The sequence below is a fragment of the Novosphingobium aquiterrae genome (genome assembly GCF_042434435.1).
In the GTDB taxonomy this organism is placed as follows: domain Bacteria; phylum Pseudomonadota; class Alphaproteobacteria; order Sphingomonadales; family Sphingomonadaceae; genus Novosphingobium; species Novosphingobium aquiterrae.
Window position 1 is genome coordinate 1,094,311 of record NZ_JBHLTL010000001.1, and the last position, 18,453, is coordinate 1,112,763.

An 18,453-nucleotide genomic window follows, 5' to 3' on the forward strand; every position below is an offset into this window, starting at 1 on the left:
AGGGCAACAATCGATTGCAATCGATTGACGACGGTCAGCGACGAAGGCGTTCGGCGATGCGGGGAATGGAGCGGGTGAAGGGAATCGAACCCTCGTATTCAGCTTGGGAAGCTGCTGCTCTACCATTGAGCTACACCCGCCCGGGTGCGGGCGGCGCATTGCCACAGGGTCGGGGGGCGGTCAACCGGAGTCAGCCGCCTTGCTGGGTGCGCCCGCGCTCCATCACCGCACGGCGGCGGGCTTCGACCGATTCGCCGCTGACCGCGGCGTTGCGCGCGGATGAGACCTGCTGTTCATGGTCCATCGCCGCGCCGAAGGGCAGGGCATAGCCCTGGTCGATCAGCGCCTTGTAGGCCTGGATCATGCCGGGATCGGCGCTGGCAATATCGGCAGCAAGCGCCTTGGCGGCGGCCAGCAAGGCATCCGGTGCGACCACGCGGTTGACCAGGCCCCAGGCGCAGGCGGTCTGCGCATCGAGGAAATTGCCGGTCAGCGACAGCTCCTTGGCCCGGCTGATCCCGATCATCCGGCTGAGCTTCTGCGACAGCCCCCAGCCGGGCATGACCCCGACCCTGGCATGGGTATCGGCAAAGCGGGCATTGTCGGATGCAACAAGTATGTCGCAGGCCAGTGCCACTTCGAACCCGCCGGTGATCGCCACGCCGTTGATCGCGCCGATCACCGGCTTGCGGCACTGCTCGATCGCCTTGACCGGGTTGGCCTCGGCATTCTCCGCATTGGCCGCGCCCAGTCCGTCGACCCCTAGCTCCTTGAGATCGAGCCCAGCGGTGAAGGCGCGGGTACCGGCCCCGGTCAGCACCACGGCGCGGATGGAATCGTCGGCATCAACCGCGCGCATTGCCCCGGCCAGCTGGGACCGAAGGTCGCGCGAAAGTGCATTCATCGCCTCGGGCCGGTTGAGCGTGACCACGGCCACCGCGCCGTCGCGTTCGACAAGGACCAGATCGGCGCTCACATCCGGGTCCTTGCGCTCTGGCCATCGTCGATGCGGATCGTCGCGCCGGTGACGCATTCGCTGGACGGGGCGACGAGATAGAGCAGGGTCGAATCCATCTGTTCGGGCACCGGCACGCGCTTGCGCGGCAGATGCGGGGCAGGATCGCCGCCCATCCGCGCGAACATGCCGTCGGTCATTTCGGACACGAACATCCCCGGCGCGATGGCGTTGACGTTGATGTTGTAGTGCGCCCACTCAACCGCCAGCGCCTCGGTCATCCGGGCGATCGCGGTCTTGGTCACGGCATAGAGCGCCGCACCGCCGCCGTCGTAGCGGAAATGCGCGACCGAACTGATGTTGACGATCCGCCCGGGCTTTTCCGCCGCGATCAGCCGCCGCGCCACTTCGCAGGCGAGGATCCACGGCCCGCGCAGGTTGACCCCCAGTACCTGGTCGATAAGTTCGGTACTCATCTTGTGGGCGCGCTGGGCATCGGGCATTCCGGCATTGTTGACCAGGATGTCGACCGTCCCGAACGCGGCTTCTCCGGCCGCCACGGCAGCGACCACGCTATCGGCATCGGTCGCGTCCATCTGCACCGCCAGGGCCTTGCCGCCAGCCGCCTTGATCCTGTCCGCCAGCGCCTCGAGCCGGTCGAGCCGCCGCGCCGCCAGCACCACTGCTGCACCCTGGCTGGCCAACACCTCGGCAAAGCGCGCGCCCAGGCCTGAGGAGGCGCCGGTGACCAGGGCGACGCGGCCGGTCAGGTCGGTCGAATTATTGGGAAGGGGATAGTCGGACATTGCTGGATTTCCTCTGCCGGGTCTGCTTTGGGGGTAATTCAATCGCGCGATTAAACGCGCAGGTTCCATGCCAGGCAAGGGAAATTGCAATATGACCAGCGCGCGCGCACGCGAAATCGGAGAGCGGGTGGAACGCTTCGTCCGCGACGTCGTCATTCCGTACGAAAGCGATCCCCGCCGCGACCACCACGGCGCCCCGCTGGACGAACTGGTCTATGAAATGCGGGACAAGGCCCGCGCTGCCGGTGTCCTGACCCCCCATGTGCTGCCGGACGGCGGCCACCTGAACCAGCTGGAAACCGCATACGTGCTGCAAAAGTCGGGCCTGTCGCCGCTTGGCCCGCTGGCCTGCAACACCATGGCCCCCGACGAAGGCAACATGTACCTGCTGGGCAAGGTCGGCAATGCGGACCTCAAGGCACGTTTCCTGAAGCCGCTGGTCGAGGGGCGCGCACGCAGCGCATTTTTCATGACCGAGCCGGCGCTGGAGGGCGGGGCCGGTTCGGACCCGTCGATGATGCAGACCACCTGCCGGCTTGATGGCAACCATTGGGTGATCAGCGGACGCAAGAGCTTCATCACCGGTGCCGACGGGGCAACGGTCGGGATCGTCATGGCCAAGGCCGATGAAGGCGCCTGCATGTTCCTGGTCGATCTGCCCGATCCGGCGATCCGGATCGAACACGTGCCGAATACCATCGACAGCTCGATGCCCGGCGGCCACGCCACCGTGCTGATCGACAATCTGCGCGTCCCCGCGGACCAGATGCTGGGCGTGGCCGGCGAAGGCTTCAAGTACGCCCAGATCCGTCTGTCCCCTGCCCGCCTGTCGCATTGCATGCGCTGGCACGGCTGCTGCGAACGCGCACACGAGATCGCGGCCGACTATGCCAACCGGCGCATGGCCTTCGGCAAGGCACTGATCGACCACGAAGGCGTCGGCTTCATGCTGGCCGAAAACCTGATCGACCTGAAGCAGGCCGAACTGATGATCCAGTGGTGCGCGGGCGTGCTCGATACCGGATCGCTGGGGACGGCGGAAAGCTCGATGACCAAGGTCGCGGTTTCCGAAGCGCTGATGCGGATCGCCGATCGCTGCGTGCAGGTGATGGGCGGGATGGGCGTAACCGATCACACGATCGTCGAACAGGTGTTCCGCGAAGTCCGCGCCTTCCGCATCTATGACGGGCCGACCGAAGTCCACAAGTGGAGCCTGGCGAAAAAGATCAACCGCGACTGGAAGGCCGCACAGGGCGGTTGATCAGCCGCCCGCGGCCTCGATCACGTCGCGCAGGCGATCCTTGCCGAACCACATCTCGTCTCCAAGGAAGAAGGTCGGCACACCGAAAGCGCCGCGTGCCACCGCGCGCTCGGTGCTGGTGGCAAGCTCGGCCTTGACCGCGTCGTCCTGCACCGCCGCTCCCAGCGCCGCCTGATCAAGCCCGGCCTCGCCCAGCACGGCCGACCAGACCTCGGGATCGTCAAGCTTGCGTCCGTCCTGCCACAACGCGGTGTACATGGCCTCGCGGTAGGCCGGGCCGCAGCCCATTCGCTCGGCCGCAATCGCGCCGCGCATGGCCAGCAGTGTATTGACCGGGAAGTGCGGGTTGAATGCAAAGCCGGTGATCCCGTGGCGCGCCATGAAGCGGTCCATTTCGAGCCGGTCGTAGTTCACCTTAGCTGGAACATGACCATAGACCATCATCGGTGGTTTGTTGCCGGTGGCCTTAAAGAGCCCGCCCAGCAGCACCGGGACATAGCGGAACGTCACCTTGCCCTGCGCCTCGATCGCCGGGATCGCGCGGTGGACGAACCACGAATTGGGCCCGCCGAAGTCAAACAGGAATTCGATTTCGCGCGGCATCACCATGTCTCCCCATAGGGCCGGATCACCTGTTCGAAGGTCCAGGCACTTTTCGGCTGAGTGTAGAGCGACCAATAGGCCTGGGCCACGGCCTCGGGCGGCATCAGCAGATCGGGCTGGGCGGCCAGGGCGTCCGCACCGATCCGCTCACTCACGCGCGCACGGACCCATTCGGTATCGACCCCCGCATCGATCACCAGATGGGCGACGTGGAGTCCTTGCGGCCACAATTCGCGTGCGGCGCTTTCTGCCATCAGGCGCAAGCCGGCCTTGGCCGCGGCGAAAGCGGCATAGCCGGGGTTGCCGCGCAGCCCGGCAGTAGCGCCGGTGACGAAGATCTTGCCTCGCCCGCGCGGCGCCATGATCCGCGCCGCCTCACGCACTGCGGCGAACCCGGCGAAGCAGGCCATCTCCCAGACCTTGCGGAACACCCGGTCGGTTGTTTCGGCAATCGGGAATTGCACATTTGCGCCGACATTGAACACCACCAGTGCCAGGGGCGCGATAGCCTCAGCCTCGTCCAGAAAGGCCGCAACATCTTCGCTCTGCCGGGCATCCAGGCTGCGGCCGGTCACTGCCCCGCCAAGCAGCGGCACCAGCTTCTCGCCATTCCGGCGTCCGGCATGCACCGCAAAGCCCTCGTCGGCGAATTTCCGGACGATGGCCGCGCCGATGAAATCGCCAGCACCAATTACCGCCACCGACTGATGCGGCGCGCTCACTTGCGGTCCAGCGTGATGACGGCCGCAGTCATGCGCGACAGGCACACCAGCTTGCCCGCCTCGTCCTCGATCCGGATGGTCCAGACCTGGGTGGTCCGCCCAAGCGATTCGGGCCGTGCGGTGGCATAGACCCAGCCCGCATAGGCCGGGCGGATGTGGTTGGCATTGATCTCCATGCCCACCGCGGCATATTTTTCGCGATCGACGCAGTAGCTGGCCGCGACCGAGGCGATCGTTTCGGCCAATGCCACCGAGGCACCGCCGTGCAGACGCTGGAACGGCTGCTGAGTGCGCTGGTCGACCGGCATCCGGCCGCGGATCCAGTCATCGCCGCAATCGACAAATTCGATACCCAGGTGACCCGGCAGGGCATTCTCGCCCAGCGCGGTCATCGGCGAAAGTGGGGGACGCTGTCCTCCCCACCAGATCATTGCGTTGCTCATTGCAACGCAGACTGGCGCAGGCGGCACGGCGTGTAAACCGCTTATAGGCCGAGTTCGCTGAGCCCCGGATGATCGTCCGGTCGCGGACCCTGCGGCCAGTGGAACATGCGTTCTTCTTCACCGATCAGCAGGTCGTTGATGCTGGCGTGGCGCTCCGCCATGTGTCCGGTGTCCGAGAATGCCCAGTTCTCGTTGCCATAGCTGCGCCACCACTGCCCGGCATCGTCGTGCCACTCATAGGCAAAGCGCACCGCGATGCGGTTGCCGGTAAAGGCCCACAGCTCCTTGATCAGGCGGTAGTCGCGCTCTTTCATCCATTTGTCGGCCAGGAACGCCTCGATTTCGGCGCGGCCGGTCAGAAACCGGTCCCGGTTCCGCCAACGGCTATCCTCGGTATAGGCCAGGGCAACCCTGGCAGGGTCGCGGCCATTCCAGGCGTCTTCGGCAGCGCGGACCTTGAGTGCGGCGGTTTCGGCGGTGAAGGGCGGCAATGGGGGTCGCTGGGTCATCAGGTTTCCTTTTGAGAATTGGCCAAGGCGACACGAAGCCGCTCGTTTTCGGCGCGCAGGGCAATCACTTCGTCGAGCGTCGGCTGAAGCGCGGCGCGGACTTCCTGCTCGTTGTAACGCGGGGTGATGTGCTGCGGGCAGTTCCAGTCGAACCCGACCACGTCGATCACATAGGCCCGCTCGGCGATGGCACGGTAGCCTTCGGGCATCAGGCCGGCGACCGTGGCGGGTTCCTCGGCGGCGGTAACGATCCCGGCGTGGCCCAGGATCTTGAGCCGCCGCCGGTTCGGATAGTCCATCAGGAACAGCGACACGCGGGGATCGGCGATCAGGTTGCTGGTCGAGACATGCTGGCGGTTGCCGCGATAATCGGCAAAGCCCAGCCGGTTGCCATCAAGCAGCTTCAGAAAGCCTGCGGGGCCGCCGCGATGCTGGACATAGGGCCAGCCTTCGGGCGTCACGCTGGCCAGGTAGAAGCTGTCGCGCAGCGCGATGAACCCTGCCTCGCTGTCACCAAGCAGGTCGGGTCTGCCGTCCGCACCCGCTTCCATGCGGGCATAGGCATCGCGGCTACCATCGGCTGCCTGCAGCGCGCGGGCGGCATCGCTGAACAGGGTGTGGACATAGTTGCGGGCCATGTTGCGGCTCCTCAATTTGCCTTTGCCGGAATGCAGGCTGCGGGTGCCGGGGGCGTATGGCCGGCACCCGCATCCTGTCAGGCCGCCTTGCGGGCTTCTACGGCCGGAAAGTCGATAGCGGTCTGGAACACTTCGTTGAAGTAGTTGGTCCAGGTGTTCAGCGCGACGTGCTGGACAATTTCGACGATCTGCGCGTCGCTGTAGCCGGCGGCCCGGACCGCGGCGAAATCGGCTTCGGCGATGTGGCCGCGCAGCGCGACGACCTTGGCGGCAAAGCGCACCGCGGCATCGGCCTTGGGATCGTTGGAGGCGCCGCTGCGGTTGGCGGCGATTTCGGCGTCATCCAGCTTGGCAAGGTTCTTGCCGAGATAGGCGTGGGCCGAGAGGCAGTAGTTGCAGCCGTTGGCTTGGGCGACGGCCAGCGCGATCCGCTCGCGCGTCGCGGCTGGCAGTACGCCCTTGCCCAGCGCACCGGACATGCCGAGGTATCCTTCGAGCGCCTGCGGGCTATTGGCGATCAGGCGGAACATGTTGGGGACAGAGCCGAGCTGGGCCTGAACCGCGCCAAGCAGCGGCTGCGACTTTTCTGGCGCATCGGCGACGGTAGCGGGAGTGGGAATGCGGGACATGGTCAGTTGCCTTTCATTTTCCGGGGCGGGGGTTCGTCCGGTGAAAGGGAAATAGTCCTTTCTCTTTTTGAGGATTAGCCTGTAAGGTCTGGAGCTACCCTCTCAGATAACGGAAGATTACTTGGACCGGATCGATGCCATGAAGGCCCTGCTGGCGGCCGTTGACGAGGGCAGCCTTTCGGCCGCGTCGCGCAAGCTTGGCATGCCGCTTGCCACGATGAGCCGGAAGGTTTCCGAACTTGAGGCCCATTTGCGTGCGCAGGTTCTGATCCGGACCAGCCGCAAGTTGATCCTGACCGAAGTGGGCCAGGCCTATGTCACGGCGTGCCGGCGGATCCTCGACGAAATCGATGAAGCCGAGCGCGCCGCGGCCAGCGAGTACCGCGTCCCGCGCGGTCATCTGACGCTCGCGGCATCAGTGATGTTCGGGCAGGTCCACGTCGAGCCGGTGGTGCTGGATTTCCTTGAGGCCTATCCCGAAATCACCGTCCGGCTGATCCTGTCGGATACGGTCGCGAACATCCTCGACGATCACATCGATGCCGCGATCCGGGTCGGTACCTTGCCCGACAGCAGCATGGTCGCCCAGCGGCTTGGCGAGACCGGCTGGATCACCTGCGCCAGCCCGGCCTATCTGGCCCGGCACGGCACGCCGCAGACCCCGGCCGACCTTGCCGGGCACCGCTGCATCCTCTTCGAGGGGCATTCGAGCACACTGTGGTCAAGCGAGACCTGGCGTTTTGGCAGCGCCAAAGCGCCGCTGGCGGTGCCGATCCAGCCGCGCCTGCGGGTCAATACCGCCAGTGCCGCGCTGGCGGCGGCAATTGCCGGAACCGGCATTGTCCGCGTGTTGCGTTATCAGGCGGTCCGGGCGCTCGATGCGGGACAGCTGCAGATTGTCCTGCCGGACTTCGAACCCGATCCGATCCCGGTCCATCTGCTTCACACCGGTGGACCGATCCTGCCGCTCAAGCTCAGGGCGTTCCTCGATTTTGCCGCGCCGCGCCTGCGCGCGTCGCTGAAGGGTCAGGCCGGTTCGGCAACCTTTCGCCCGGCGCGCACCCCGTCATAGAGGAACTCGCTGCCGTCAAGGTCGATCGCCGGGAATTCGTTCTTTTCGGCCCAGTAATCCTGGTTGTGGCGCCATTCGGGCTTGTCGCCGCGCTTGGGCATCTTGTCGATGTCGCGCATCAGATAGTTGGGATTGAAGTTCTCTGCTTCGATCCACGGCAGGCGCGGCATGTTGTGATCCTCGTCGCGCGTGGTCACTTCGACCTTGCTGACGTGCAATTCGTCCATGTGCTTGAGCAGCCGGGTGACGAAATCGCCCAGCATGTCGACCCGCAGCGTCCAGCTGGCGCGGAAATAACCGAACACGTGGGCCAGGTTGGGCACCCCGGTGAACATCATCCCGCGATAGGTCAGGGTCTCTGCCCAGTCGACCGCGCGGCCATCGACGCTGAACGGGATCTTGCCCATGACCGAAAGGTGGAAACCGGTGCAGGGCACGATGATATCGGCCTCGATCTCCTTGCCCGAACTGGTCAGCACGCCCTTCTCGGTGAAGGTCTCGATCGTGTCGGTAACCACGCTGGCCTTGCCCGCCGCCACTGCCTGGAACATGTCGCCATCGGGCACGAAGGCCAGGCGCTGCTGCCAGATGCGATACTTCGGGGTGAAGTCGGGTTCGAACTTGAAGTCGGGCCCGGTATAGGCCTTGATCGCTTCCTGCAGCTCGGCAACGACGGCATCGGGTTCGTCCACGCAGCGGCGGCACAGCAGGTCCTGATCGTACATGATCTGGGCGCGGACGACGCGGTGGATGGTCGGCTCGTCGATCCCGCCCGAGCGCAGCTTGTCGGCCAACTCGTTCTGGTTGGGCGCGGCGAAGAAATAGGTCGGGCTGCGCTGCAGCATGGTCACGTGCGCGGCCTTTTCGGCAAAGGCGGGGACCACCGTCGCCGCGGTCGCACCCGAGCCGATCACCAGCACGCGCTTGCCGGCGTAGTCGATCTTCGGATCCCACAGCTGGGCGTGGACGAGCGTGCCCTTGAACCGGTCCATGCCGGGCCATTCGGGCAAGTAGGGAGTCTCGTGATCGTAATAGCCCTGGCACATCCACAGGAAGTTGCAGGTGAAGATATGTTCGGCGCCGTCCTTGGTCTGCGCGGTTACCGTCCACAGGCTGGTCTTGCTGTCCCAGCTGGAGGCTACGATGCGGTGGCCATAGCGGATGTGCTTGTCGATCCCGTTTTCCTCGATGACTTCGCGCATGTAGGTCAGGATCGCCTCGGCCGAAGCGATCGGCGTGCCGACCCACGGCTTGAAGCGGTAACCGAAGGTATAGAGATCGCTGTCCGAACGGATCCCCGGGTACTTGTGGGTTTCCCAGGTCCCGCCGAAGGTGTCCTTCATTTCGAGTACGGCATAGCTCTTGCCCGGGCACTGGTCCTGCAAGTGCCAGGCCGAACCGATCCCGGAAATCCCGGCGCCGACGATCAGCACATCGAAATGATTCGCGTTTGCCGGGGCGGCGGATGGGGTGGCTGCAGCGCTCATGGGCGTTTCCTCTCCGATTCTTAATTGCTCGATTAAACGCCTGATCGCGGGATTTGTGAAGCGGGTAATTGACCAGCGTCAAACTGAGCAGCGATCAGCGAATTGCAGGGGGCTCTCATCATTTTCCAAAGTGGAAAGTTTTCACTTGCCGAATCGGAAAGTGACGCCTATCACTTTCCAATATGGAAAATTATGGAGATCTGGAATGGACCGCAACGAGGCCTTGAAGGCACTTGATACGGTGCACGATGCCCGCGTGCAGCTGGCCCGGGCGATGGATTGCCCGCCGTGGCGCCACGCCGCCTTCGGCGCGGTGATGGCGGCGCTGGTCGCGGCCAATGCCGTGCCGCGAGCGTGGTTCGTCCCGCTGTTCGTGCTTTCGATGGCGGCCACGGTGTGGCTGGTGCGCAGCGACCGGCGCCGCACCGGCACCTTCGTCAACGGCTGGCGGCTGGGTCGGACCCTGCCGCTGTCGGGCGGGCTGTTCGTGGTCCTGCTGGCGCTGATCTTCATGGCGCGGCGCGGACAGGGCACCGCGTTCTTGACGCCAGCGGGGCTGATCGCGGTAGGCCTGTCGTTCGTCATCGGCACCGGCGTCAGCGTGTTGTGGCAGCGGGTCTATCTGGCCGAGCTGCGCGCCGGAGGCGCTGCATGAGCGGCGCGCTCGACATGGTGCTGCATCCCCCTACCCGGCTGCAGATCGCCGCGATCCTGGCCAAGGTCAGCGAAGCCGAATTCGGCAAGCTGCGCGACATTACCGGTGTCGCGGATTCGGTGATGTCAAAACATCTCTCAGCCCTGGTCGAGGCGGGCTACGTCACCTTGAAGAAGGCCCCGCTGGACGGACGCCAGCGGACCTGGGCGGCGCTGACGGCCAAAGGCGCGGCCGCGTTCAAGGGCCACCTGGCGGCGCTGCAGGCGCTCGCCGCGGGGGTGACCTAGCCCGCTGCCTGCCACTGCCGCACCGCTTCGAGCGGCCAGACCAGCATCAGCACGTTGAGCGTCAGGTTGTCGCGGATGAAGTACAGCGTGAACAATTCGAGAAACAGCGCGAGCGCGACGCTGGCCCAGACCGGCAGCTTGCTCGCCAGCCAGAAGCCCAGCACCATGAAGCCGATGTCGGACAGCGAATTGAGCACGCTGTCGCCTTCGTAGCCGAAGCTGACCGTTACCGCGCGGTAGCGGTCGATAATCAGCGGCGAGTTTTCGAGCAATTCCCAGAACGCTTCGAACACCACCGCAATCGGCAGCGCCCAGCGCACCGGGCGCCCGCCCAGCAGCTTCCAGCGCCGCCACAGCAGATGCGCGAAGAAGTAGAACAGCAGCCCGTGGATCAGGTGGCTGGCGCTGTACCAGTCGGATAGTTGCTGGCTGTTTTCAGCGGACTGGACCGTGCCCCACCACAGCCGCACGACGCCGCACTTGCAGATCGCGGTGCGGCCCATGGCGAGCAGGACCGCACCTGTGGCAAGCGCCACGCCCAGCGCGGCAAGCGCGCCGCGACGGTCGGGCATCAGACTGGTCATTGCGGTTCCACCCCCGGAGCAGTTGCCGCACCCTCGCCCAGCGCGGCCTGCATGTAAACATTGTCGAGCCAGCGCCCCTGCTTGCGCCCGATCGCCTGCAGCCGCCCGGCATGGATAAAGCCGCAAGCGGCGTGGAGCGCGACCGAGGCCGGTTCGGCGCCGCCGATCACCGCAATCATCTGGCGAAACCCGCAGGTGCGGGCCGCCTCCATCAAGGCCAGCAGCAAGGCCTTGCCGATACCCTGGCCGCGGCAATTATGGCGGATATAGATCGAATTCTCGCAGGCGAAGCGATAGGCCGGCCGGTCGCGAAACTGGCTGGCATAGGCATAGCCCAGCATTGCGCCGGCGTCGTCACAGGCAACCAGCCAGGGCCAACCCGCCGTGCTGATCCGGGCCAGGCGGCCCGCCATCTCCTGGTTCGTCGGCGGCACCGTTTCGTATGTCGCGGTGCCGTGCAGGACGTGATGGGCATAGATTTCGGCCATCGCGGGGGCGTCGGAGGGGCGGGCGGGCGCGATCTGCATGCCGTTTCATCATGCCGAATTTGGCGCGCCTAGCAAGGCCGTTGCATCCCCCTGCCGCACGGGTAGAATTCCCACCGATGCGTGCCTCAGCCAGCCTGCCGGGATCCCGCCGCGCCGTTGTGATCGGCGCGGGACTGGGCGGGCTTGCGGCAGCGATCCGGCTGCAGGCCGGGGGCATCGAAACGGTCGTGGTCGAAGCCCGCGACGCGCCGGGCGGCCGCGCCGGATGCGACAGCGAGGCACCGTTCCGATTCTGCGGCGGACCCGAGGCGCTGTCGGACCGTTCCGCGCTGGAGGAGCTTTGGGCGCTGAGCGGCACGGCGGTCGAACACGATATCGCGCTCTATCCGGTCACGCCGCTGCGGCGCCATTCGTGGCCAGACGGGACCACGTTCGATCTTCATGCCGACGAAGCCGAACTGACTCGCGAAGTGGCGCGGTTGGCCCCGGGCGATCTGGCCGGGCATGAGGAATACCAGCGGCTAAGCCGGTCCATTCTGGCCGATTTCCGCAGCCGTCCCGGGCCAGAGCCGTTCACCGACCTGCGCGCGTTGAGCGGGATGATGTCGCAACTGGCCCGCGCCCAGGCCTGGCGCTCGCTATGGTCGCTGATCTGCGCGCATGTCCACGACGAGCGGCTGCGCGAGGTGCTGGCGGTCGGCGCCTTGCAGCAGGGTGCCAATCCACTGGCCGTTTCCGCGTTGATGGCCGCCGACACCGCGCGGATGCGCGCCGGCCTGTGGTGGCCCCAAGGCGGGTTTGCTGCACTGGCAGCAGCGCTGCAAAAGCGTTTCGAACAACTGGGCGGAACAGTCCGGTTGGGCGATCCGGTTTGCCGCGTTCACACCCTTGGCAACCGCGTGCACGAGATCGAGACCCAGGGCGGCTGGAAGTCGCGCTGCGATGTGCTGATCAGCACTGCCGACCGCGACCACACCTGGCGCGACCTGCTGGCCGAAACCCGCCGGGGCGAGGAAATGGCAGCGCGAACCCGCCGCCAGCCCCACGCCCCGGGCCTGTTCACCGTGCACTTTGCACTGGAAGGGACCTGGCCGGGCATTCCCCATTCGATGGCCCTGTTCGGCCCGCGGTTTCGCGCACTGATCGAGGACATCACCATCCACGGGGTGCTGCCGCAGGACCAGCTGATCTGGCTGTGCCACCCCAGCCTGACCGATCCCAGCCTGGCCCCGCCAGGCAAAAGCGTGTTCCGCGCCCAGGTTCCGGTCGCCAACCTGGCCAGGCTGCCGATCGACTGGGAGGCGATCGGCCCGCTGCTGGAACAGCGCGTGCTGGCCGAGATCGGTCGGCGTCTGGTGCCCGACATCCGCGACCGGCTGATCACCGCGCATCACATCACCCCGCGCGATCTGGCGCTGGACTTCAACGCCGCACAGGGCAGCGGCTTCGGTCTGGCGGCCCAGCCGCTGTGGCACGCCCGCGCCTTTCACCCGCTGCGTGACAAAGGGCTGGGCAACCTCTATTTCGCCGGCGCCGCTGCCGCACCGGGCGGCGGGTTGCCGGGGGCGCTGTCCAGCGCCAAGGCGGCAACCACGATGATACTGACGGAGTAGCCAGTGAATCACGTCCGCCTTTTCACTGCCCTTCTGGCGCTCGGCCTGCCGGCCCTGGCCCAGGCCAGGCCGGTCCTGGTGTTCGAGACGCCGGGGCATACGCGCTACCTGATCGACGATGCTTCTGCGGTCGAACTGCGCCTGCGCGAGGGCACGGTGGTGATGGCGCGGGTGATGACGCAAAGCGCGCCCGATCCGCGGCTGATTTCCGGACAGGTCGCCGCCGATGGGCTGATGCAGTTCCGCTGCGACCAGAACAGCTATCGCCAGTGGAACGTCTTTTCGATTGGCAAGGACGGCAGCCGCAATCAGGTGGTCGCGCCCAACGCCGCGCGCGCCTTTACCGTCACGCGTCCGGGCAGCTTCGAGCGCAAGCTGCTCCAGGCCGCCTGCGCGCTGCAGCGGCGCCGGCCATGAAGCGCCTGGCCGTCTACTGCGGGTCCGCCACCCCCGCCGATCCGCGCTATGTCGATCTTGCACGCGATGTCGGGGCCGAGCTGGCCCGGCGCGGGATCGGCGTGGTCTATGGCGGCGGGCGGCTGGGCCTGATGGGCGCTGTGGCCAGCGGCGCATTGGCCGGCGGAGGCGAAGTCATCGGGGTGATCCCCGAAGCTCTGGTCGCCGGTGAAGTCGCCAATCACGATTGCACCGAACTGCGCGTGGTGAAGGACATGCATGAACGCAAGGCGGCCTTCACCGCCTTGTCCGATGGTTTCCTGACCATTCCCGGCGGTGTGGGCACGATGGACGAGCTGTGGGAAGCGGTCAGCTGGGCGCAGCTGGGCTATCATGCCAAGCCGGTTGGCCTGCTCAACGCCTTCGGCTTCTATGACCACCTGATCGCCTTTAACGCGCACATGATCGCGGTCGGGTTCATCCGCCCGGCGCATCAGGGGATCATCATCCACGAAGCCGAACTTGACCTGCTGCTGACCCGCATGGCGGCACACGAGCCGCACCAGCCGATCTTCGGTATGGATGCCAGCACGCTGTAAGCCCCACGAAACCGCCATTGCCCACGATTGCAAAAATGTCACAATAGGTTGCAATTCGAGATACGAAATGACCGGGCGGCTTGCCTTTGCGCAATGAAGCAATAGCCTCTCTGCCCAGCACGACCGGCGGGGGGAGTTTTCGCCGGCGATGCCCAAAAGAAACCATAAGACGGAGCATATTCATGCGATCATCCGCCATCCGGCGCGGACGTAGTGCCGCACTTGCCGCCACTGCCACCGCAACCGCCATGTCCTTCTTCCTCGCCACCCCGGCCTTTGCGCAAACCGCAGCGACCGACGAAGCCAAGAGCGACGAACCTTCGATCGTGGTCATCGGCACCCGCCGTACCGACCGCACGCAAACCGATTCCGCCTCGCCGGTCGACGTCATCGGCGCTGCAGAGCTGACCTCGCAGCCGACCGCGAACATGATCGACGCGGTCAAGAACATCGTGCCGTCATTCTACGTCGGCCAGAACTCGATTTCCGACGCCTCGACCTTCGTGCGCGCACCCTCGCTGCGCGGCCTGCCGTCGGATCAGGTGCTGGTCATGCTCAACGGCAAGCGCTTCAACCGCTCGGCGCTGGTCCAGGTCTATGTCGGCGGCGATACCGGGCTGTCGTTCGGTTCGCACGGCTCCGACCTCAGCTCGCTGCCGACTCTGGCCTTCAAGAGCCTTGAAGTGCTGCGCGACGGCGCGACCGCCCAGTACGGGTCGGACGCGATCGCCGGCGTGCTCAACTATGGCCTGCGCGACGATGCCGGGATCGAAATGGTCGCCCGTTATGGCCAGTATTACAAGGGTGACGGCGAAAGCTACCAGATCGCTGCCAATGTCGGCACCAAGATCGGCGATCGCGGCTTCATCAACGTCACCGGCGAATACGATGACGATGGCCAGACCAGCCGCGGCGAAACCCGCCCGATCGCTGCTGCCCTCGCGACCAATTTCCCGAGCCTGGCCAGCCAGCTGCCGCACTATCCGCTGCCCGCGCAGATCTGGGGCAGTTCTCCGGGCTGGGGCTGGAAAGCCGTGGTCAACGCCGAGTACGAACTGAGCGATTCCGCCAAGTTCTATGCTTTCGGCAACTTTGCCCATGCCAAGGCGGACCAGAGCTTCAACTACCGCCCCTATTACCCCGGTTCGGTTACCCTGCAGCGCGACAGCGGCGCAGGCCCGGTTCCGGTTTCGGTCAGCGGCAACGCGAACTTCAACTTCCCCTATTACCTGACCAACTGCCCGACCGGCAGTGCCACCTGCCTTGCCGGCGGCGTGGTCCAGGATACCAACGTGTTCAATCTCAACACGCTGTATCCGGCCGGCTTCACCCCGCGCTTCGTCGGCAAGACCGACCAGGCATTTGGCGTGGCGGGCATCAAGGGCGACATGGGCAAGCTCAACTATGACCTGTCCGCGTCGCTCAGCCGCAATCAGCTCGACCTGTCGATGTATAACTCGATCAACTTCTCGTACGGGCCGCAGTCGCAAACCGCGTTCCAGTTCGGCAAGCTGATCCAGAAGGAATTCAACGCCAACCTCGACCTGACCTATGAACTGGATGCCGGGCTGGCCAGCCCGCTGACTGTTTCGGGCGGTCTCGAATACCGCCGCGAAACCTACACCAGCACCGAAGGCGATGTGCAGTCTTATGCGGCAGGGCCCTTTGCCCTGTCACGACCGCTCTACACCCAGACGTCACCTGGCGTGTATGCCTTGGTCGGGACCAGCACCAACTGTTCGGACCCCGGCGCGGTCTGCACCCGTGCCAGGTCGCCCGCAGCCAGCGGTTACGGCGGGACCAGCCCGGTCTATGCCGGAACCAGCCATGAAAGCAGCTATGGCGCCTATATCGGCCTCGAAGGCGACTTGACCGATACGCTGTCGATGGGCCTTGCCGCCCGCCTTGAACATTACGACAGCTTCGGTGAAGCCGTGGTGAGCAAGGTCAACGCGATCTGGCACGCGACCCCGCAGATCGCTCTGCGCGGCACGATCGGTACCGGCTTCCATGCGCCGTCGCCTGGCCAGAACAACACCCAGGTGCTGACCACCAACTTCCGGGCCGGCAACGCTATCCAGACCGGCACCTTTCCGGTGACCAGCGCCATCGCGCAATACTATGGCGCGATCCCGCTCAAGCCGGAAAAGTCGACCAACTACGGTGTTGGCCTGGTGCTCGAGCCGACCAGCAACATCAACCTGACGATCGACCTGTACTCGATCCAGGTGCGTGACCGGATCTTCATCTCGCAGACCTATACCGTGACTCCGGGTGACATCACTGCCTTGCCGGAACTAGCCTCGGTGGGCGATGGCGGCGACGTCAACTACTTTACCAACGCGCTTGATACCTCGACCCGGGGCATCGACGTGGTCGGCACCTACCGGACCGACCTGGCTGACGGAAAGCTCAACCTGACGCTGGCCTACAATTACAATGAAAACACCGTGAAGCGGTCGGTTGCCGGCACGATCAGCCCCGAGCAGATCGATGTGATCAAGAACCTGGCACCGCACCACCGGCTTAACCTGACAGCGGGTTGGACCATGGGCGACTTCGGGCTCAACCTGGCTGGCCACTACTACAGCAGCTGGCGCGCCGAGACTGACTATCCGGGCCAGACGTTCGGTGCGAAGGTCACGGCCGATGCCGAAGTGAGTTATACCTTCATGGATCACTTCACCCTGGCAGTGGGTGCGAACAATCTGTTCGACACCTATCCTGACCGGATCAAGGCAACCGCTGACAATCCGATCTTCACGCTGACCAACAGCACGGCCGACGGCCAGGTCTACCCGCGTATGGGCGGACCTTTCGGCTTCAACGGCGGGTTCTGGTACGCCCGCCTGAAGGTCAAGTATTGATCGCGGCCTGACAGTCCGAGACAGATCGGGGCGGGGAGGCACAGGCTTCCCCGCCCCATTCTTTTGTGCCACTGCCAAAGGCGAGGAAAAAACGAGCAACCCAGGGGGAGATGACGATGAACGCGCTGCGCAAAGGACTTGGCCTGCTGGTATCGGTGGCCCTGACGGCCACGCCCATCCTCGCTGCGTCACCCCAGCCTTCGGCATCGTCCAGCGGCATGGTGGTCAGCGCCCACCGCCTCGCCACCGACGCCGGGCTGGCGGTGCTGAAGCGCGGCGGCAATGCCGTCGATGCCGCGGTGACCGTCGCCTATGCCCTGGCGGTGACCTATCCCGAAGCCGGCAATATCGGCGGCGGCGGCTTCATGACGGTGCGCATGGCCGATGGCCGCACCGCCTTCATCGACTTTCGCGAGACCGCCCCTGCGGCGGCCACGGCAACGATGTACCAGGATGCCAGCGGCAAGCTGATCCCCGAGAAGAGCACCCGCGGCCACCTTGCCGCGGGCATTCCCGGCACGGTTGCCGGGCTGGAATTGGCGCTGGGCAAGTACGGCAGCCGCCCGCGCGCCGAGCTGATGGCCCCGGCGATCGATCTGGCCGCCAAGGGCTTCGTTCTCGACGCCAACGATGCCGCCTTCCTGTCCGAAGGCGCGGCCGATTTCGCCAAGGACCCGGCCAGCGCGGCGATCTTCCTCAACCGCGGTAAGCCGTGGCAGGCCGGGCAGCGTCTCGTCCAGACCGATCTCGCCCGCACCCTGGCCGCCGTCGCCAGGGGCGGCGGTGCAGCGTTCTACAAAGGCCCGCTTGCCGCCCGCATCGCTGCCGCCAACCGCGCCGGCGGCGGGATCATGACCTCCGCGGATTTTGCCGCCTACAAGGCGGTGGAGCGCAAGCCGATCGAATGCGACTATCGCGGCTATCACGTGATCTCTGCCCCGCCGCCCAGCTCGGGCGGGGTGGTGCTGTGCGAAACCTTGAACGTGCTCGAAGGCTATGACCTGGGCGCGATGGGCTTCCATGCCTCCAGCGCGGTCCATGTCACGACCGAGGCGCTGCGCCGCGCGTACCGCGACCGCAACCTCAACCTCGGCGATCCCGATTTCGTGCCTTTCGATACCAGCCGCTTCACCAGCAAGGCCTATGCCCAGGAACTGCGCGCCGGGATCAGCCTGGACCGCGCCACGCCTTCGGACAGCCTGCGCGCGCCGGGCAACGGCAAGGAAGGCAAGTCGACCACCCATTTCTCGATCGTCGACAAGGCCGGCAATGCCGTCTCGCTGACCTATACCCTCAACGACTGGTTCGGGGCGCGGGTCACCGCGGCGGGGACCGGGATCCTGCTCAACGACGAGATGGACGATTTCGCCGCCAAGCCGGGCGAGCCCAACATGTACGGGCTGATCGAAGGGCCCAACAACGCCGTCGCGCCGGGCAAGCGGCCGCTCTCGTCGATGACCCCGACCATCGTCACCAAAGATGGCAAGCTGTTCATGGTCGTCGGCACGCCGGGCGGCAGCCATATCCCGACCGGGGTGCTGCAAGTGATGGTCAATGTCATCGACCACAAGATGCAGCTCAGCGATGCGGTCAACGCCCCGCGGATCCACGCCCAATGGCTGCCCGACGTGATCTTTCACGAAGGCGATGCGCTGTCCGCCGATACTCGCGCCGCGCTGGTCGCCAAGGGCCACAAGCTGGAGCAGATGGATTACTGGAACCAGATCGCGGTGATCCTGGTCGGCACCCCAGGCGTGGGGGCCAAGCCGATCGGCACGGCGACGCTGTACGGCGCGATCGATCCGCGCCTGCCGACCGGGACCGCGCAAGGGTTCTGAC

The 18,453-nt window shown here is 65.5% G+C and carries 20 protein-coding genes and 1 tRNA gene; 9 read left to right on the forward strand and 12 right to left on the reverse strand.

Features of this window, described 5'->3' with window-relative positions; genetic code table 11:
- Window positions 1–66: 66 nt before the first annotated feature.
- The 3 genes from ACFFF7_RS05225 to ACFFF7_RS05235 all read right to left on the reverse strand — a co-directional run bounded on the left by ACFFF7_RS05225 (window position 67) and on the right by ACFFF7_RS05235 (window position 1,761).
- Window positions 67–140 (reverse strand) — tRNA-Gly (locus ACFFF7_RS05225).
- A gap of 50 nt (window positions 141–190) precedes the next feature.
- Complete coding sequence (locus tag ACFFF7_RS05230) at window positions 191–976, reverse strand: enoyl-CoA hydratase (protein ID WP_379480298.1); 786 nt, start codon at window positions 974–976, stop codon at window positions 191–193.
- A complete protein-coding gene (locus tag ACFFF7_RS05235; protein ID WP_379480299.1) occupies window positions 973–1,761 on the reverse strand; it encodes an SDR family NAD(P)-dependent oxidoreductase in 789 nt (262 codons plus the stop codon). Before ACFFF7_RS05235 ends, ACFFF7_RS05230 begins: the two co-directional genes overlap by 4 nt.
- Window positions 1,762–1,852: 91 nt before the next feature.
- Here ACFFF7_RS05235 and ACFFF7_RS05240 point away from each other — a divergent pair, with 91 nt between their 5' ends.
- Window positions 1,853–3,022 (forward strand): acyl-CoA dehydrogenase family protein, encoded by a 1,170-nt coding sequence (locus ACFFF7_RS05240; protein ID WP_379480300.1) that lies wholly within the window; start codon window positions 1,853–1,855, stop codon window positions 3,020–3,022.
- Here the strand turns inward: ACFFF7_RS05240 and ACFFF7_RS05245 are convergent, their stop codons facing one another.
- The 6 genes from ACFFF7_RS05245 to ACFFF7_RS05270 form a co-directional block, all read right to left on the reverse strand.
- Window positions 3,023–3,625, reverse strand: coding sequence for a 2-hydroxychromene-2-carboxylate isomerase (locus ACFFF7_RS05245; protein ID WP_379480301.1), 603 nt, complete (start codon window positions 3,623–3,625; stop codon window positions 3,023–3,025).
- Window positions 3,625–4,347, reverse strand: coding sequence for an SDR family NAD(P)-dependent oxidoreductase (locus ACFFF7_RS05250; protein WP_379480302.1), 723 nt, complete (start codon window positions 4,345–4,347; stop codon window positions 3,625–3,627). The genes ACFFF7_RS05245 and ACFFF7_RS05250 overlap by 1 nt, the downstream gene beginning before the upstream one ends.
- Window positions 4,344–4,790: a hotdog fold thioesterase gene (locus ACFFF7_RS05255; protein ID WP_379480303.1), complete on the reverse strand. Its 447-nt coding sequence runs from the start codon at window positions 4,788–4,790 to the stop codon at window positions 4,344–4,346. Before ACFFF7_RS05255 ends, ACFFF7_RS05250 begins: the two co-directional genes overlap by 4 nt.
- Before the next feature lie 41 nt (window positions 4,791–4,831).
- A complete protein-coding gene (locus ACFFF7_RS05260; RefSeq protein WP_379480304.1) occupies window positions 4,832–5,299 on the reverse strand; it encodes a nuclear transport factor 2 family protein in 468 nt (155 codons plus the stop codon).
- Window positions 5,299–5,937: a pyridoxamine 5'-phosphate oxidase family protein gene (locus ACFFF7_RS05265; protein ID WP_379480305.1), complete on the reverse strand. Its 639-nt coding sequence runs from the start codon at window positions 5,935–5,937 to the stop codon at window positions 5,299–5,301. Before ACFFF7_RS05265 ends, ACFFF7_RS05260 begins: the two co-directional genes overlap by 1 nt.
- 77 nt (window positions 5,938–6,014) lie before the next feature.
- Window positions 6,015–6,566, reverse strand: coding sequence for a carboxymuconolactone decarboxylase family protein (locus ACFFF7_RS05270; protein ID WP_379480306.1), 552 nt, complete (start codon window positions 6,564–6,566; stop codon window positions 6,015–6,017).
- 121 nt (window positions 6,567–6,687) lie between these two features.
- Between ACFFF7_RS05270 and ACFFF7_RS05275 the strand changes: the two genes are divergently transcribed.
- Window positions 6,688–7,638 (forward strand): LysR family transcriptional regulator, encoded by a 951-nt coding sequence (locus tag ACFFF7_RS05275; protein WP_379480307.1) that lies wholly within the window; start codon window positions 6,688–6,690, stop codon window positions 7,636–7,638.
- Here ACFFF7_RS05275 and ACFFF7_RS05280 read toward each other — a convergent pair.
- Entirely contained in the window at window positions 7,593–9,125 is a 1,533-nt protein-coding gene (locus tag ACFFF7_RS05280; protein ID WP_379480308.1) for a flavin-containing monooxygenase, read from the reverse strand. The genes ACFFF7_RS05275 and ACFFF7_RS05280 overlap by 46 nt on opposite strands.
- A 205-nt stretch (window positions 9,126–9,330) precedes the next feature.
- Here ACFFF7_RS05280 and ACFFF7_RS05285 point away from each other — a divergent pair, with 205 nt between their 5' ends.
- Together ACFFF7_RS05285 and ACFFF7_RS05290 are read left to right on the forward strand one after the other, a co-directional pair.
- Entirely contained in the window at window positions 9,331–9,780 is a 450-nt protein-coding gene (locus ACFFF7_RS05285; protein ID WP_379480309.1) for a hypothetical protein, read from the forward strand.
- A complete protein-coding gene (locus ACFFF7_RS05290; RefSeq protein ID WP_379480310.1) occupies window positions 9,777–10,067 on the forward strand; it encodes a transcriptional regulator in 291 nt (96 codons plus the stop codon). The genes ACFFF7_RS05285 and ACFFF7_RS05290 overlap by 4 nt, the downstream gene beginning before the upstream one ends.
- On the opposite strand, the gene ACFFF7_RS05295 is transcribed toward ACFFF7_RS05290, so the two are convergent.
- Together ACFFF7_RS05295 and ACFFF7_RS05300 are read right to left on the reverse strand one after the other, a co-directional pair.
- Window positions 10,064–10,651 carry a DUF2585 domain-containing protein gene (locus tag ACFFF7_RS05295; protein WP_379480311.1) on the reverse strand — a complete coding sequence of 196 codons (588 nt, stop codon included), beginning with the start codon at window positions 10,649–10,651 and terminating at the stop codon, window positions 10,064–10,066. The genes ACFFF7_RS05290 and ACFFF7_RS05295 overlap by 4 nt on opposite strands.
- Window positions 10,648–11,178 (reverse strand): GNAT family N-acetyltransferase, encoded by a 531-nt coding sequence (locus ACFFF7_RS05300; RefSeq protein ID WP_379480312.1) that lies wholly within the window; start codon window positions 11,176–11,178, stop codon window positions 10,648–10,650. The genes ACFFF7_RS05295 and ACFFF7_RS05300 overlap by 4 nt, the downstream gene beginning before the upstream one ends.
- Window positions 11,179–11,255: 77 nt before the next feature.
- Here ACFFF7_RS05300 and crtI point away from each other — a divergent pair, with 77 nt between their 5' ends.
- The 5 genes from crtI (at window position 11,256) to ggt (ending at window position 18,452) form a co-directional block, all read left to right on the forward strand.
- Window positions 11,256–12,752 (forward strand): phytoene desaturase family protein, encoded by a 1,497-nt coding sequence (crtI, locus tag ACFFF7_RS05305; protein ID WP_379480313.1) that lies wholly within the window; start codon window positions 11,256–11,258, stop codon window positions 12,750–12,752.
- A gap of 3 nt (window positions 12,753–12,755) precedes the next feature.
- Window positions 12,756–13,169: a hypothetical protein gene (locus tag ACFFF7_RS05310; RefSeq protein ID WP_379480314.1), complete on the forward strand. Its 414-nt coding sequence runs from the start codon at window positions 12,756–12,758 to the stop codon at window positions 13,167–13,169.
- Window positions 13,166–13,747, forward strand: a complete 582-nt coding sequence (locus ACFFF7_RS05315; RefSeq protein ID WP_379480315.1) for an LOG family protein — start codon at window positions 13,166–13,168, stop codon at window positions 13,745–13,747. The genes ACFFF7_RS05310 and ACFFF7_RS05315 overlap by 4 nt, the downstream gene beginning before the upstream one ends.
- Window positions 13,748–13,929: 182 nt before the next feature.
- On the forward strand, window positions 13,930–16,614 hold the full coding sequence (locus tag ACFFF7_RS05320) for a TonB-dependent receptor plug domain-containing protein (RefSeq protein WP_379480316.1): 2,685 nt from the start codon (window positions 13,930–13,932) through the stop codon (window positions 16,612–16,614).
- Between the two features lie 116 nt (window positions 16,615–16,730).
- Window positions 16,731–18,452: a gamma-glutamyltransferase gene (gene ggt / locus ACFFF7_RS05325; RefSeq protein ID WP_379480317.1), complete on the forward strand. Its 1,722-nt coding sequence runs from the start codon at window positions 16,731–16,733 to the stop codon at window positions 18,450–18,452.
- Window position 18,453: the final 1 nt, after the last annotated feature.